The 16,185-nt window shown below is 42.2% G+C and carries 15 protein-coding genes; 10 read left to right on the plus strand and 5 right to left on the minus strand.

From position 1 onward, the window contains the following. Positions 1-117: 117 nt before the first annotated feature. The 7 genes from DRB05_RS07105 to DRB05_RS07140 all read left to right on the plus strand — a co-directional run bounded on the left by DRB05_RS07105 (position 118) and on the right by DRB05_RS07140 (position 3,916). Complete coding sequence (locus tag DRB05_RS07105) at positions 118-336, plus strand: DUF6500 family protein (RefSeq protein ID WP_128726314.1); 219 nt, start codon at positions 118-120, stop codon at positions 334-336. 383 nt (positions 337-719) lie between these two features. Further along, positions 720-1,517 (plus strand): PhzF family phenazine biosynthesis protein, encoded by a 798-nt coding sequence (locus DRB05_RS07115; protein ID WP_128726315.1) that lies wholly within the window; start codon positions 720-722, stop codon positions 1,515-1,517. Beyond that, the gene (locus tag DRB05_RS07120; protein ID WP_235956549.1) at positions 1,507-1,944 is read left to right on the plus strand and encodes a GNAT family N-acetyltransferase; all 438 of its coding nucleotides are present in this window, start codon (positions 1,507-1,509) and stop codon (positions 1,942-1,944) included. Before DRB05_RS07115 ends, DRB05_RS07120 begins: the two co-directional genes overlap by 11 nt. A 41-nt stretch (positions 1,945-1,985) precedes the next feature. Next, entirely contained in the window at positions 1,986-2,444 is a 459-nt protein-coding gene (locus DRB05_RS07125; protein WP_128726317.1) for a YaiI/YqxD family protein, read from the plus strand. Positions 2,445-2,446: 2 nt separating this feature from the next. Then, on the plus strand, positions 2,447-2,884 hold the full coding sequence (locus DRB05_RS07130; RefSeq protein WP_128726318.1) for a GFA family protein: 438 nt from the start codon (positions 2,447-2,449) through the stop codon (positions 2,882-2,884). Then, on the plus strand, positions 2,881-3,276 hold the full coding sequence (locus tag DRB05_RS07135; protein ID WP_128726319.1) for an ACT domain-containing protein: 396 nt from the start codon (positions 2,881-2,883) through the stop codon (positions 3,274-3,276). Before DRB05_RS07130 ends, DRB05_RS07135 begins: the two co-directional genes overlap by 4 nt. A gap of 115 nt (positions 3,277-3,391) precedes the next feature. Continuing rightward, complete coding sequence (locus DRB05_RS07140) at positions 3,392-3,916, plus strand: GrpB family protein (protein ID WP_128726320.1); 525 nt, start codon at positions 3,392-3,394, stop codon at positions 3,914-3,916. Between the two features lie 173 nt (positions 3,917-4,089). On the opposite strand, the gene DRB05_RS07145 is transcribed toward DRB05_RS07140, so the two are convergent. Next, complete coding sequence (locus tag DRB05_RS07145; protein ID WP_128726321.1) at positions 4,090-5,430, minus strand: dicarboxylate/amino acid:cation symporter; 1,341 nt, start codon at positions 5,428-5,430, stop codon at positions 4,090-4,092. Positions 5,431-5,631: 201 nt separating this feature from the next. On the opposite strand from DRB05_RS07145, the gene DRB05_RS07150 reads away from it, so the two are divergent. Further along, on the plus strand, positions 5,632-9,540 hold the full coding sequence (locus DRB05_RS07150; RefSeq protein ID WP_205125726.1) for a hypothetical protein: 3,909 nt from the start codon (positions 5,632-5,634) through the stop codon (positions 9,538-9,540). A gap of 251 nt (positions 9,541-9,791) precedes the next feature. Continuing rightward, complete coding sequence (gene topA / locus DRB05_RS07155) at positions 9,792-12,437, plus strand: type I DNA topoisomerase (protein WP_128726323.1); 2,646 nt, start codon at positions 9,792-9,794, stop codon at positions 12,435-12,437. A 137-nt stretch (positions 12,438-12,574) separates the two neighbouring features. Here topA and DRB05_RS07160 read toward each other — a convergent pair whose 3' ends face one another. Then, complete coding sequence (locus DRB05_RS07160) at positions 12,575-12,817, minus strand: hypothetical protein (RefSeq protein ID WP_128726324.1); 243 nt, start codon at positions 12,815-12,817, stop codon at positions 12,575-12,577. 173 nt (positions 12,818-12,990) lie between these two features. Between DRB05_RS07160 and DRB05_RS07165 the strand changes: the two genes are divergently transcribed. Next, entirely contained in the window at positions 12,991-13,551 is a 561-nt protein-coding gene (locus DRB05_RS07165) for a TIGR00645 family protein (RefSeq protein ID WP_010605024.1), read from the plus strand. Positions 13,552-13,677: 126 nt separating this feature from the next. On the opposite strand, the gene DRB05_RS07170 is transcribed toward DRB05_RS07165, so the two are convergent. Genes DRB05_RS07170 through DRB05_RS07180 form a run of 3 tightly spaced genes read right to left on the minus strand, consistent with a single transcriptional unit; the run spans position 13,678 to position 16,132 of the window. After that, a complete protein-coding gene (locus tag DRB05_RS07170; RefSeq protein WP_128726325.1) occupies positions 13,678-14,931 on the minus strand; it encodes a hypothetical protein in 1,254 nt (417 codons plus the stop codon). Beyond that, positions 14,928-15,761 carry an ABC transporter ATP-binding protein gene (locus DRB05_RS07175; protein WP_128726326.1) on the minus strand — a complete coding sequence of 278 codons (834 nt, stop codon included), beginning with the start codon at positions 15,759-15,761 and terminating at the stop codon, positions 14,928-14,930. Before DRB05_RS07175 ends, DRB05_RS07170 begins: the two co-directional genes overlap by 4 nt. Then, entirely contained in the window at positions 15,761-16,132 is a 372-nt protein-coding gene (locus DRB05_RS07180; RefSeq protein WP_128726327.1) for a GntR family transcriptional regulator, read from the minus strand. The genes DRB05_RS07175 and DRB05_RS07180 overlap by 1 nt, the downstream gene beginning before the upstream one ends. Positions 16,133-16,185 lie beyond the last annotated feature (53 nt).

Consider the following 16,185-nt stretch of genomic DNA (forward strand, 5'->3'; position numbering starts at 1 on the left):
GCTAATCAACCCTACAGGGCTTAGCATAAACCATTTGTTGAGCTGTGTGATGTGGTGAATAGCAGTGATGTTGGTGGTACACTAACCGCAGAACATTATGTATGGATTTGACCAAAAATGCGCGCGGCACTAAGAAGTAAGATAATAGAAGTATGTGATAAAAAAATCGCACAAAAAGGAGATAACGTTGGCGTATCATTTTACGCTTTTTTTGCCAATAAAAACACGGACCCTACACTACTTATGGAAGCGGCGACTTGGTGGATACAAACTCACGAACTAGACCACTTCGAAAAGGCGCTAAAGATAAAAACGATGATTGAAAGTGGGAAATAGGTCTTCAAGGATATTGTCATGGGTCATCAATCAAGATGACCCTGCTGGTATTTATAAGGTGTAAAACGATACAAAAAATACGGCAACAGATGCAAGTGCAAACATTGTGTACTCAGTGATGGTTTGTTTGCGTTTCTCATCATCAGTTTTTGGGGCAGTTGCTATCATTAGCAGGCTGGTGACAAACATTGCTAGTGAATATAAACATAAGATTGATAAGGTAGCATCTGTAAACATATAAGCCTCGACTTGGTTCCACTCATTTTAACTACGTGCATCATGGTCACACAGATCAACCTCAATACACGTTTATTTAAGTTGTATTCGCTTCTAATTACAGTAAATTATACTGTGTTTTTAGGTGTTTCTGAAAGGAGTAAAAGATGCAAGTTGAGTATTTTGTGGTTGACGCATTCACGCGTAAACGTTTTGGTGGCAATAACGCTGCAATCGTTGAAGTTGAAAATTGGCTTAGCGACGCTCTAATGCAGCAGATAGCCATCGAAAATAACCTTTCCGAAACCGCCTTTTTGAAGCCAATTGGTAACAATCATTATGAGATCCGGTGGTTTTCTCCAATAACTGAAATTGACTTTTGTGGTCATGCAACGCTCGCCGCTGCGTATGTACTTTTCAATCACAAGGGAAAATCAGGTGAGATAAAATTTCAAACCCAAGAAGTCGGGACACTCACTGTTAAGCAGGAGGCTGATGGTCGCATCGTGATGGAATTTCCGAGCTTAGCCCCTGAGTTAGCTGAAGCTCCCGACGTTCTATTAGAAGGGCTTAACGTAACACCGGCGCAGGTACTTAAAAATCGTCAAGCATACTTTGTGATTGTTGAGACTGAGCAGCAAGTTCGTAGTTGTGAGTACGACAGCGACAAACTGAAAATTCTTGCGCCTTTTGATGTTGTGGTGACAGCAAAAGGCGATGACGTTGATTTTGTGTCGCGCTACTTTTGGCCCGCCAATGGGGGCGATGAAGATCCGGTTACCGGTTCAATCCATGCTGGGTTAGCGCCGTACTGGGCTAAAATGCTAAACAAGCAGAAGCTTCTTGCACATCAGGCTTCAAAGCGTGGCGGTGAGCTATTTTGTGAAGTGACTGATACGAATGTCATCGTGTCTGGGTTTGGTGTACTTTACGCAAAAGGGATATTCGAAATTGATGACGAATAAAATTTACTTCATACAGGCAAAAGAAAGTGACTTTGATTATTTAGTGGCGCTGCGTAAAGCGACCATGGTGCCGCATTTAGAAAATGCAGGACTATTTTTGACTGAGGCTGAACATAAAGCTCGAGTATTATACGAATACTCGAGTTCACATTTGATATACGTGAATGAAAAGCGTGTTGGCTTGGCTAAGTTTAAGCAACGCGAACAAGACTATTACCTCTTTCAGCTGCAAATAGAGCCCCAGCAACAAGGAAAGGGTCTCGGTGCTCAAGTCATTAAAAGCTTGATAGAAACCCACTCAACATTGCCTTGGATATTGACCGTGCTTAAAGCGAATCCCGCGAAGCGTTTATACGAAAAGTTGGGATTTGTGCAGTTTGATGACGATGAGCATGAGTTTCATTTTAGGCGTGAACCTAATCCCTAAATTTAGTATTCTCTAGGCAATTTAAATTTAAAAGAGTTGTTATGGCAAAACAAATATGGGTTGATGCTGATGCCTGTCCCGTGGTGATAAAAGAAATGCTCTTTCGCGCAGCTGTGCGCACTTCTACCACGGTTACGTTGGTTGCAAATCAATATCTAAAAACGCCCCCGTCACCTTTTATTCAAAAGCTTCAAGTCCCAAAGGGGTTTGATATTGCGGATAACGAAATCGTGAAGCGCGTTACTGAAGGTGATTTGGTTATTACCGGCGATATTCCACTTGCAGACGAAGTCATTGAGAAAAAGTGCACCGCACTCAACACGCGTGGTGAACTGCTGACGAAAGAAAACATAAAATCTCGCTTAAATATTCGTGACTTTATGGACACGATGCGTGCCAGCGGCGTACAAACTCAAGGACCACCGCCTTTGTCTCAAGCTGATAAGCAAAATTTCGCCAATCAATTGGATACTTGGATCACCAGAAACACAAAGGGGTAGGTATGGCTTACAAGGCAAGTTGTTTGTGTAAAGCGGTTCAGGTTGAGATCCGTGGGCCTATCAGCGATATCATTCATTGTCATTGCTCTTTGTGTCGTAAGTCTACAGGCACGGCTTATGCGACCAATGGTTTTGTGCTGTGGAGTGATTTTGTGATCCTAAGTGGCGAGGAGGCACTAAATATCTTCGAGTTTAAACCTGGAAGAAAGCGCCATTTTTGCAAACATTGTGCAAGTCCAATTTTTAGTTCGAACGAAAACGATCCAAAGCGGGTGAGATTGAGGCTTGGCATTTTGGACTCGGATATCAAAGAGCGGCCAATATCACATAATTTTGTCTCCTCAAAAGCCAATTGGGATGACTTAGATGCGCCGCTTCCTCGTTACGATGCATTTGAACCTAGCCGCGATTTATTGAAAACATTGAAAGGAAACTTATGACGGGCATTAGTGATTTATCTCAATTATTAAAAGACATTTCGCCGACACTTGATGAAACACCTTATATATTTTGTACAGTGCAAAAAAGCCTTGCTGAGTGCATGATTTTTGAACCAATTGCGACCTTTATGGAGCGCGAGGGGTTAACGTTGGTAGTCACCAAGCAAATGGCAGACGAGCACGGATTGGATTACAGCTGTGTGATGAATAAAATTACTTTGCAAGTGCATTCGAGCTTGGAAGCTGTGGGGTTAACTGCTGCATTTTCTAATGCACTGAAAAATGTTGATATTAGCGCGAATGTAATTGCTGGCTTCTATCATGATCATATTTTTGTGCCATTAAATGATGCTAAGCGTGCAATGTCTGCTATTCAGTCATTAGCTCAATGAAGCAGATTATTTAGATGCACTCAGGAGACACTGATATATTGTGTAGTACAATAATTAGTCACGCAAAACACTGGCTCCAAATATAATTCTTATCAGAAAGTTAATAAGGACAGGTATGTCAAAAATCGAATTCGTCTCTTATCAATTAGTTCCAGCAAGCTTTAACCCATGGCGCAAGGTATTCCTCGAAGTTGCTGACGAAATAATGGGAGTACTAGCGCACCCTGAACTTGAGCTTTTACATTTCGGTTCTAGCTCGTTTATGGTTGCGGGTAAAGGGATAATCGATATCTCTGTGTTGTATAAACCCGGAAAACTAGCTCAAGCTGTGACGCATCTAACACAGTTTGGGTTTGTCAACCAGCACAGTGATAATCCTTTTCCTGACACCCGCCCGAGAAAAGATATTGCAGTAATGTACCAAGGTGAAATGTTTCAAGTTCACGCACATGTGATTGAACAAGGTAGCGACGAGCATGTTAAGCAGAAAAAGTTTAAAGTTTATATGCTGGAAAACCCTGAAGCACGGTTAGAATACGAAGCTCAAAAACGACAAGTAATAGCCCAAGGGTTAGCTTCTCAAGATGAATATGGTAAGGCCAAAGCACCTTTTGTAAAACGTACTTTGAGTACACTGTAAAAGAAAGTTATTAAGGTTGGAGAGCTAAAGAGAGTATGGTTAGGTTGCTTGAATTGAGTTTAGAGCTTAGCCTGGCATGACTCCAACTTTAGTGAAATTGGTTCAATTAATTAAGTGGACTCACACGTTAAAGAGCAACCACTACATCGTGGCTGCTCTTTAACCAAAGAGCACTAGCTTTTATATGCTACTTTCGAAGTGGTTTCTTCTAGCTCTTTTGCCGCATCTGGGTCGTTGAATACGTCAACATCAAATTCATTTTCAGACTTAGCAACTACACAAGTCACCATACAATCACCGGTGATGTTAACCGCTGTCCTTGTCATGTCTAGCAGTCTATCGACACCGATGATAAGTGCGATACCCTCAACAGGTAACCCTACTTGATTAAGCACCATTGCAAGCATGATCAAACCAACACCAGGTACGCCTGCCGTCCCAACAGAGGCAAGAGTAGCGGTCAAGATAACCATAAGATAGTCATTGATGGTCAAGTCTACGGCGAATACTTGAGCGATGAAAACCGTCGCAACACCTTGCATGATTGCGGTACCATCCATATTAATAGTTGCACCTAGAGGGATTGTGAAAGACGCAACAGAGTTATGTGCACCCAACTTTTTAGTTGCAGTCTCAAGTGTAACAGGCATTGTTGCGCTTGAACTTGAAGTGCTGAAGGCAAACATACATGCGTCTTTCATCTTCTTCAGGAAAACAACTGGGCTCAAACCTGTTAACAGCTTAAATAAAATCGAGTAGTTAATAAATGCATGGATCAGCAGGGCGGCTAGCACCACCATAAAATATTTGCCGAGCTCGGCAATCAGCCCCATGTCGATAGTTGTAAACAACTTAGCCATCAAACAAAATACGCCATATGGGGCGACGTTCATCAATAATGTCACAAGCTTAAGTACTACAGTATTTAGGTCTTCAAAGACAGCGGCAAGACGAGCACCTGCGTCACCGCTTAGCGCCATAGCAATACCAAAGAGTAACGCAAAAACAATTATTTGAAGCATATTGCCGTTGGCCATAGCATCAATCGGGTTGGTCGGGAACATGTTGATTATGACTTGCACAAGTGTTGGTGCTTGCTTTGCATCGAATGATGCGCTACTTGGAATTTCAACGCCACCGCCTGGTGCAATAAGCAGTGCGAGTGTAATCGCTACCGTAATTGCAACGGCCGTAGTGATAAGATACAACCCGATAGATTTTCCACCTAAGCGGCCCAATTTTTTTGGGTCACTCAAACTGCATGTACCGCATACAAGAGAAATAAAGACCAAAGGGACGACAAGCATTTTTAAACTTGCAATGAAGATTTGTCCGCCGATATGGAACAGGCCGTCAACAAAAAAGCCTTTAATGGGCAGGTCAAACAGACCTAAAGGAATAAGTATTTCTTTGTTTTTACCTAAGATGGCTTGGAGTGCAAGGCCTAAAGCGACGCCTAGCACCATACCAATCATAATGCGCGCCGTTAGGCCCATTTTTTGATTTTCTGACATTGTCCTAACACTATATATCTCAAAACTGCTAAAGCTTAACAGGCTTGACGCAGATGAACAGCATTTCGCGATAGAAAATCTATCTAATCTAATAAAAAATTGTGATTTTATCGCTAAAATTGAGTTACTATTGAGCAATAATAAAATTAACTTAGCTAGGGAGATAGGTGAATGCCCTTAATGCGCTATTTTAGCATGATAATGCTAGCAATCTTACTGACCGCATGCGGTGGCGGTGGCAGTATCCAAAAAGACACAAATAACGGTGATGACAATACTGGAGGTGGCTTTTCTTTAACCCTAGACTTTAAAGGTGAGACGAACAGTTTATCACCTTCAAATGAGCTAATAGCCATTGCAACGTTAACCAATAATGGAGAGCCTATTTCTGGGGCAGTAGTCACTTTTGAAACGGATGCTTTTTCGCTGATCGACTCTTCCTCATCGGTAAAGATGACAACGGATGCAGATGGGAACGCTCAAGTGACTCTTCAAGCAACAGCAGCCGAAGGTCAAGGAGTTTTAACTGCAAGTTATAATCAGGGAGATGCTACCCTGTCAAAAGAGTTGGCTTTTGTTTCTGAGGGTTTGATAGAACTGGAAATTAATTCGACACAGTCTGAAAACAATAGGCTATCGAGAGCCGTGCCATTAAAAGTCGATATTATAGTTAAAGAAAACGGTAATACTGTAGAAGGTGCAAGAGTTGTCTTTCAGGTCGATCAGGTTGCAACTATGCTGCCAGAGTCAGGAGCTGTACTTACTAACGACGAAGGTATTGCTAGTGTTACCTTGATTGCAACGAGTATTGCTGGAGCAGGTCAACTTAGTGCAACATATGAGTCTAACGGTATCGTTAAAACTACGGAGTTCAACTTTACCTCTGTCGGCGATGGGGGCGGAGATTCTTCTAATCCGTACCAAGTTACCATATCGGCAGTTAATTTAGATGGTGATGTAAGCAATGTCTTAGGTAAAAACTCTCCGTTATTGGTGACAGCCGAGTTGACCTTTGAGGGAGCACCATTGGTTAATGAACGATTGCAATTTCAAGTTGATGATTTTGGAGTTATTGAACCAAAATCAGGTTTTTTATTGACTGACCAACAAGGCAAAGCTCGAGTAACACTTACAGCAAGTGAATTGGTTGGTGCTGGCCGCATTACAGTAACTTATGAAGAGGGCCAAGATGCAGCAAATCAGTACTTTAACTTTATATCTGAGGGAGCAACCTCTGAATTAGCTATTATATTGAGTGCTAAGACTGAGCAAGGTCAAGAAAGTCGAGAGTTATCCGCTGGTTCTCCATTAGTTGTAAGCGCTAAGCTGACCAAAGATAATGTTGCGTTAGCAAATAAAATTATCACTTTTGAATCTGATGATTTTGCGACACTTATTCCTTCATCTGGTCGGGTTCTTACTAATGCCCAAGGGGTAGCAGAAATAACCATGCAAGTCACTTCTTCAGCGGGTGCAGGCCAATTAATCGCGCGCTTTTCTGAAGGTGACGAGAGTGTTGCTCAAGTGCTTAACTTTTCATCTTCCGGCGATAATGCAAACAATAAAATAAAAGTTGAATCGAGTCTAATTGTCGATTGCGATGAGGGCTGGGAATCTTCTCGAGAGCAAGCCCAGTTGGATCCTGTTGCAGGGGGATGTCGTGTTGTTAATCAGGTTAGTTCGAATGAAAGTGCGGACATTTTTGTTAAGGTAACGTCCGATCAGTCAACTGATGGAATCAAGGCGTCCCTAGTGAAAGCTGAATCAACTCTTGGACAGGTATTACCAGCCACTGGTACGGCAATCACTGATAGCTTTGGTATCGCCTTATTGAAGCTTCAGCCAGGAACCCAAGGTGGAGCTGGTAAAGTAACGGTAACTTCACTGGATCATAATGATGTCCAAGACTCCTTCAATTTTGCGATTGGTGTAGCGGAGTTATCTGTAGATATTAAAAATGGCTTAGAGATAGAACCAGGCAACCCTCAAACCGGTTCCTTCCCATTAAAAGCAGGAGGAAGTACCGTCATTGTCGTTACACTAACTGATCAAGAAGGGAACCCTGTTACTAGTTCTATTGATGTTGAGTTTAGCTCATCTTGTAGTAGTCAAACTCCAGCATTGGCAGAACTGGATGAATTAGTTTCTACGTCAAACGGTATTGCAAAGTCTACTTACACTGCAAAAGGCTGTGCGGGGAAAGACACCATATCTGTCGTGATTGTTAACGGTAGTCAAACTATTACACAGACAAAAGATATTGTAGTTGAAAGTGCAGAGGCTCAAGCGATCCAATTTTTACCTGAAGAAAATGGATTTGAGAGATTTATTGCGCTTCCTCCAGGAGAAGGAGGTATCGCTACTCAGTCAGTGCTAAGTTTCAAACTTCTTGATGAAGATAACCGTTCTATAGCCGGCGCTAGGGTCGACTTTAAGCTTTCGGATGATCAAGGCGTTGCAGGGTTAACACAAGTTTCAGGTAACACGAACTCAAATGGTATCGTAAGAACAACAGTCAAATCCGGTGTTGTGCCTGGGCCGTTGGTTGTAACTGCCTGCTTGATACCTCAGGCAACTATCGATGAGCATGGAGAATATGTAACTTGTTGGCCTGAACTAGCTTCTCAATGTCAAACTAATCCAAATTCTGATGATCGTTGTCCAAAAGATAATGAAGAATTTTTTGTGATTCCTCTTAGTGAGCAGGTTTACAGTGTTTCTTCTCAATTGATCTTGAGTTCAGGTGTTACTGATCAAGACAGCTTTAGTTTATCGGCAGATGTCTTAAACCCCAACGCGTTAAATTACGATGGTGTAACTTCTAATTTAACATTGAGGTTTGGCGACCAATTTAATCAATTCAGCGCCGATGGTGTTGCTGCGACGATTCTATCTGAGGCAGGTACAATTGGAAGTATAGATTCAACTGATACATATGAATGCCGAACAGATAATGCGAGTTGTACAGTTGTATGGAGGAGTCAAGGAGATAGGCCATTTTATGGTTATGAATGGGGAAACCGGATTGGTGATATAGATGGAAATCCTGCGACTCATGAAGGAGTCGCTCCGCGTTTAAGAGAGTCCTTGACGACTGAAGCTGCAAGACGATCCAATACCAATTGGAACTGTGATCCCTACTTTGGCAACCCTGCCCCTTGCATTGGTGGCATGTTTAGACAAAAAAATGCCTCAGCTGCTGATAGCTCTGCAGAAGCGCTAAGGCGAGTGGTAATGGGTGGTCGAGTGAGTATTTTAGCTTATGTGAAAGGGCAGGAAAGCTTTAGAGATGAAGAGTCAATTTTAGATGGAGATGGTAACGTCGTTACTGCTCGTAGAAATGGCCAATTTGATGTTGGTGAATACCGTCCTGAATTTGACTTAACAGAAGCTTTCATTGATACAAACGAAAATGGTCGCTTTGATAAGAAAGACTGCGACAGCAACGCGGAACCGGATCCATGTTCGCCTCTGGGGAGTGCGACAGGTGGACATGATGACGTCTGGATTGATAGCAATAATAATGGTCTATTCGACTTTGATACCGACGGTGATGGCAGCTACGAAGGTGACGGTTTATATAATGGATTGCTTTGTTCTGAAGCTGCATTAGAAAAAGGAGAATGCTCTAGAGAACTTGTAAACGTATTTAGGCAAATGGAGCTAGTTATGTCTGGCGATGACACATTTGTTCGCTTTGCGGTTGCCTCAAATGATTGTACAAGTACGTCAGCATTGGTGCTAGAGACTTCAGGCCAATCAGGGCTTTGCGACATTTCTACTGTAGATTTTAATTTGGCTGAGAATAGAACACCTGTAACTGTGTATGTATATCTTTCTGATGAGTTCGGTAATCATCCTCCTGCAGGAACAGAGGTTGCGGTTTCTACCACTAATGGTGAAATTGATGGCGGGAGTGTATCTGCGACAGTACTAAATTCTAATAGTGATAAGCCGTACGCTTTTAGCTTTACAATAAAACCGGAAACTAGTCCAAATGAATCTAGATCAGGACAAGTAAGTGTGCGACTTACCTTTCCGGAGTTAGGTGATAGCGATTCAAAGGTGATAACCTTGGGGCCTAAAATTACCGTACTGGACGCTGGATAAAATGAAAAATGCCAACTTTCGGGTTGGCATTTTTGTTTCTATTCCTTTATATTCCCGTGCCTTAACCTTATATATATGAACGTGTCCCTAAATTGGCTGAATATTGTACATAAATTGGATAATAATTCGGTGATCAGGGAAAAGTTAGTATTTTTAGCTTGTAACAATAGGTGTTTGTAGATATACCTATAAGTAATTTAGCGCCCAAGTAAGGGCAAACATCAGACAGAATCGGTCAAAAATAGGCAGCTATGGGCAAATCGCTAGTAATTGTAGAGTCTCCCGCGAAGGCAAAAACAATCAATAAATACCTCGGCAAGGATTACATTGTTAAATCCAGTGTTGGTCATGTTCGAGATCTTCCTACCTCAGGCGCAGGTAAAACGAAAGGTTTGGCAACTAAGTCGCCAGCTGAAGTGCGTAAAATGTCACCTGAAGAAAAAGCGCAATATAAAAAGCAAAAAGATTATGCAAATTTAGTTGCGAGGATGGGGATTGATCCTGAGAAGGGTTGGGAACCACATTACGAGATTTTGCCAGGTAAAGAAAAAGTAGTTCAAGAACTGCAAAAACTCGCTGAAGATGCTGACCATATCTATCTCGCAACCGATTTGGATAGAGAAGGGGAAGCCATTGCTTGGCACCTTGAGCAGATTATTGGTGGCGATGAGAGCAAATATAAGCGTGTGGTCTTTAACGAGATCACCAAAAATGCGATAACCCAAGCGTTTGAAACACCTGGCCATCTTAATACTGACATGGTGTACGCACAGCAGGCAAGACGATTCCTTGACCGTGTTGTTGGCTTTATGGTGTCCCCGTTGCTTTGGCAAAAAGTAGCAAGAGGGTTATCGGCAGGTCGCGTACAATCCGTTGCGGTGAGGTTGCTTGTTGAGCGAGAACGTGAGATCAAAGCATTTATTCCTGAAGAGTTTTGGGACATTCACGCTGATGTTAAAGCAACAAAAGATGACATTCGTCTAGCGGTTACTAAGTACAAAGGCGAAGCATTTAAGCCAGTAAATAAAGCACAGGCTGATACTGCCGTACAAGTGCTTGAAAGCAGTGCTTATGAAGTCGTTAAGGTCGAAGAAAAGCCAAGTAAGAGTAAGCCAAGTGCGCCATTTATTACCTCGACAATGCAGCAAGCGGCAAGTACTCGTTTAGGCTATGGCGTAAAGAAAACCATGATGTTAGCGCAGCGTCTATACGAAGCGGGTTACATCACCTATATGCGTACGGACTCGACGAATTTATCAAACGACGCGTTAGAAATGTGTCGTGGCTATATTGATAGTGAATTTGGTAGTAAGTATCTACCAGAAGCACCACTGCGTTATTCCGCAAAAGGCAACGCCCAAGAAGCGCACGAAGCAATTCGTCCTTCTGATGTTGCGATCTTATCAGGTCATTTAGAGGGCGTAGAGGCAGATGCTAAAAAGCTCTATGAGCTTATTTGGCGCCAGTTTGTGGCGTGTCAGATGACGCCGGCAGAATATGACCTTACAACACTGACTGTTGCAGCAGAAGATTACACGTTAAAAGCGAAAGGCCGCGTGCTACGCTTCGATGGTTGGACACGTGTACAACCAGCCGTTCGTAAAAAGAATGAAGAAGAGCAGGCGCTTCCAAGTGTTTCAGTTGGCGATAAGCTCGATCTTATCGCGCTTGATCCTAAACAACACTTTACTAAACCACCAGCACGTTTCAGTGAAGCAAGCTTAGTTAAGGAATTAGAAAAACGTGGTATTGGTCGCCCGTCTACCTATGCAGCAATTATTTCAACGATTCAGGATCGTGGTTATGTCAGAGTTGAAAACCGCCGTTTTTACGCTGAAAAAATGGGTGAAATTGTTACTGATAGACTCGTTGAGAATTTCAATGATTTAATGGACTTTGACTTTACTGCAAAAATGGAGGGCCGCCTTGATGATATCGCAGAAGGCGAGCGTTTATGGACGCAGGTACTTGATAAGTTTTACGCTGACTTTTCCAACCAGCTAGAAATTGCAGCTGGCGATGAAAGTGAAGGCGGTATGCGACAAAATGTGATGGTCGAAACAGACATAGATTGCCCCACATGTTCACGTAAGATGGGTATTCGTACTGCTTCTACTGGTGTATTCCTTGGCTGTACAGGCTATAACTTGCCGCCAAAAGAGCGTTGTACCACCACAATTAATTTAGTGTCAGGTGATGAGGCGGTTGCCGCAGATGCGGATGAAGAGGCGGAAGCTGAATCACTCCGCCATATGAAACGTTGTCCAATTTGTGAAACGGCAATGGACTCATACCTTATTGATGAGACGAAAAAGCTTCATGTATGCGGTAATAACCCCGCATGTAAGGGCTATGTCATTGAAACAGGTTCATTTAAAATAAAAGGCTACGATGGTCCACTGATTGAGTGTGACAAGTGTGGCTCGGATATGCAGCTTAAATCAGGCCGTTTTGGTAAGTATTTTGGTTGTACAAATGAAGACTGTAAAAATACACGTAAGTTATTGAAAAATGGTGAAGCTGCACCACCGAAAGAAGACCCAGTTCCGCTTCCGGAACTAGAATGCGAAAAATCTGACGCGCACTTCGTGCTTAGAGACGGTGCTTCAGGTATTTTTTTAGCGGCGCACACATTCCCGAAATCACGTGAGACAAGAGCTCCGAAAGTATCAGAGCTAAAACGCTTTAGAGATAGAATTTCGCCTAAATTCTATTATCTGGCTGATGCGCCTGAGCAAGACTCGGATGGAAATCCAGCGATTGTTCGTTACTCTAGAAAAACCAAGACACAATATGTGATGACAGAAGTGGATGGTAAAGCGACGGGTTGGAAAGCGACGTATAGCAATGGTAAATGGGTAGAAGAAGAGAAAACTACCAGGAAAAAGAAAGCGTAACGGCTAGCTAAATATCGATAAGTGTCTTTAGGTGTATTGGATGTTTTGCCTAAAATGTTATTGAAAATAAAAGGCCGCTCAACGTGTTGAGCGGCCTTTTCATCATGAATACCATCACTTAATTAAGCGAACTGGTATTACTTAATGTCCACGTCTTTGACTTGTTGATAGCCAGTAGCTTCTAGCTCGTCGTTAACGCAATTCAAAACATATTTTTTCATCTCAGATGCTTGCACATCATCATCTTTTGCCCAATCAAGGCACATTTGAGTTAACTCTTGAACCAAATCTGCAGGCGCGACTGGTAACTCTTCATCGGCTTGTACTTGTACACAAGCAAAAAGAGATAGAGCGATTAATGATGAAACTAAGGTTTTCATTCGTGTTACCTGTTAGTTGAAAGAACAAGCATGTTTTAAAGCAAAATTTAAAATAAGGAAAACGAATTAATTTTCTCTTAAAGAGCAGAAAATTGATTCAAATTTACGTCAATAAATAGTGAGAAATGTAAGCGTTGATGCTACATTTATGGGTTCAATCAAACTTATTAAACATGGTGAAAATCAAAAACATGGAGCAAGAAACTAAGTCTGCGAATGAGCAATTTAATCGTTATGAATATCTACTAGAAAGAACCTTATTTAAAGGACGATGGCTGCTAGCGCCTTTTTTTGTTGGCCTACTACTCGCGATTGTGTTGCTATTACTTAAGTTTTTTAAACAGCTTTATGTGATGACCATCAGTGCGCTTACAGCGACAAATCAAGAGTTACTCATTGGCATCTTAACATTGGTTGATACGGCTTTACTGGCCGGGTTATTGATCATCATTATTTTTAGTGGCTACGAGAATTTTGTTTCTAAGCTTAATGTCGAACCACAAGAAGATAAACCGACTTGGATGGGGAAAGTTGGCTTCTCAGGGCTCAAAATTAAGCTGATCAGCGCCATAGTAGCGATATCTGCCGTAGAGCTGCTCAAGGTTTTTATCCATTCTCAAGATTTAACCAGTGAGCAGCTAGCTTGGAAAGTGGGCATACACATTACGTTCGTGATCTCTGGAGTGTTGTTTTCGGTCACCGACTTTATTAATAGTCGAACCCACTCCCATTAAATATAGCTGTTAGAAATGAGTGATAATCGACTTATGCTCACTATCACTCTGTTATTCTTAATAACGCTGTCTTTAGTTGTTTAAGCGCTTTTGCGCCACGTCTTTGCGATGCGAATTACACCTTTCTTAATCAAGCTTCTTATTACTGTAAAAAAGCAGTGACATGGCTATCACAACGTAACCTAATAATAGATATAGGGTGGTTGCTGATTGTTCGTGATTTAACAGGTAAGATTTAAATGCACTGTGTAAAATGACTACGAACATGCATGAAAGCGACAACGTAAGGGCGCTTTTAATTATACTCCCTAGCGCAATGCAAAGAACAAACCCGACTACAGAGCCCGTAAATATCACTAAGTAGAAAGCCACAGCCTCGAATGTGGAAAGGGCGCTACAAGCTAGTAATACTAGAAGTTGAAACAAGGATAGGCAAAAACCAAGTTTAACCGCAGAGATGTGGTAAGCCTGCTGTATCGTTTTAAGGCTTGAATAGATAGGGAGTAGGTATAGTTGATCCCATGTCATTTTAGTTTGTAGCTTGGACCAACTGACAAAAATAGCGAACATCAGAACAAGCATATCGGTAAAGCCAATAACAAAATCGAGTGTGACACCAAATAAGCCACTTGCCACAATGGCTAATAGCCCAGAGACAAGCAATATCTGACAGGTCTGTATCAACAGATTACCTGCGAAATAGCTCATTGGCATAAAAAATTGTCTAATCCCCCGAGTGAGGAAGTCTGGTACGAAGGTATTGCTCGGGAGCCACCCAGTTTGAATATTATTTAAGTAGGTTTGATATGCCAAATGATGCCATTGGCAGTGATGAGTCCGCCTCACTAACAGGTATGTTCCCATTAATATAAGGGGGACGGCAAGCAGTGCTAAAATTTGGGGGCTATTACCAAAAAACATAGCAAGCACGAGTGCGAGCATAAAAACGTAACTATTATGTTTGAAATACACGCTATTTCGAATACATAGTAAAAAGAAACTACCACCAAAACTCGTTGCAAACAGCATGGCATAAGCAACTTCTGACGCGGGGCGGTTGATAAGAGCAAGCGCATTAAGTAGGTAACCAATGACTAGAATTATCGTACCTTGCAAGTATACGTGCTGTTTAATTGCAGAGAATAGTAAGGCGCTTTCCTGTGCTTGTAATTTCACTAACTGCCAACAAAAGGCCATCCATAAAGCACTGATCGAGAAAACCAAACTAAATGCTTGTATATTTTGATCTTCTATCAAGGTTAAAAAAGGTGAAGCGATAGACGCTAAGATCCCAGGAATGAAAAAGTTTGCTGAGCCGCACTCTCGCAACCAAAATCCGGAAAACCCTGTCCACCAATTGCGCTGAGTTAATGTACTCATGCGTGTAGCTCCACAAAGAGCTGCTCAAGGTTGCTATGGCTTTGCTGTAAGTCCGCTGACCAGTTTGCACTGTCTTGAGCTTGATAAATGCTAAACCGTTCAGATTGGTGAAGTACGTTTCCGGATGGCAGTTTGCTTGTAAGGTGATGCGGAACAAGCCTAATTTGTTCCTTCAGTGTATCTAATTCACCAGTAACCAAGACCTTTCCATTTTTAATAATAGCAATATGACTCGCGACGCGCTCAACGTCAGATGTAATATGCGAGGAGAAAAGTACACCAGAGCCGGACTCAAGCGCTAACTCGAATAAGTCCGACATAAACTCCCGGCGTGCAATGGGGTCGAGGCTTGAAACTGGCTCGTCAAGGATCAGTAACTTAGGCCGATATGACATCGCCATTATCAGCGCTAAGCTTTGTTGTTGGCCAACTGAAAGGTTACTTACTAGCTTGTTTTCGTCTAACTCGAAGCGAGAAAACCATTCCTGCTCAAGCGTAATATCCCAATCTGGATAAAAGCTGCGATGCAGTGCGAGGGCGTCTTTGACTTTAAAGCCTTGATAGCCACAGGGCTGTTGTGGCACATAGCCAATTTGGCTCTTGCATGTAGGGCTCAGCTCTAGGTTGCTGCTGTTGAGGCAGCTAACCTCACCACTATTTTGTGCGATTAACCCAAGTGCAATCCGCAGAAGTGTCGTTTTACCGGCTCCGTTTCGTCCTAGTAAACCCATAACCATGCCCGGCTCAATAATAAGGTTTATGTCTTCTAGAACCGGCTTGTCGGCAAATTTTTTATGGATTTTAGTGAATTGTAGTAGTGGGCTTGTCATTATTCTTGTCCCCAATTTTTATCAATTAATGATATTAATTCAGTCTTACTGATCCCAAGCTGTTTCGCATCACTAATTAAAATATCTAGGTTTTTATGGAGTAGATTATCGGTCTGTTGTGTGGTTTGCTGCGGTGCAACGCGTGTCGGCTGGCCGCGTCTTCGTTCAAGCCAACCTTGATCAACAAGTTGCCCGATAGCCCGGGAGACGGTCATCGGATTTACCGAGAAGTGCTCAGCTAGCTTTCTTACAGAAGGTAGCTCTTCTCCGGCTTGCGCTTTACCAGACACAATCAAACGCACTATCTGATCAAATAGCTGCTTATAAATTGGCTCTGCGCTGTTGGGGTTGACATGAATAAGATCTAGCATTACTCTAATTCTACTGTATTAATACAATAATACACTGATACACTCACTTAAAG

The organism is Pseudoalteromonas sp. A757, assembly GCF_004103285.1.
Lineage (GTDB): Bacteria > Pseudomonadota > Gammaproteobacteria > Enterobacterales > Alteromonadaceae > Pseudoalteromonas > Pseudoalteromonas galatheae.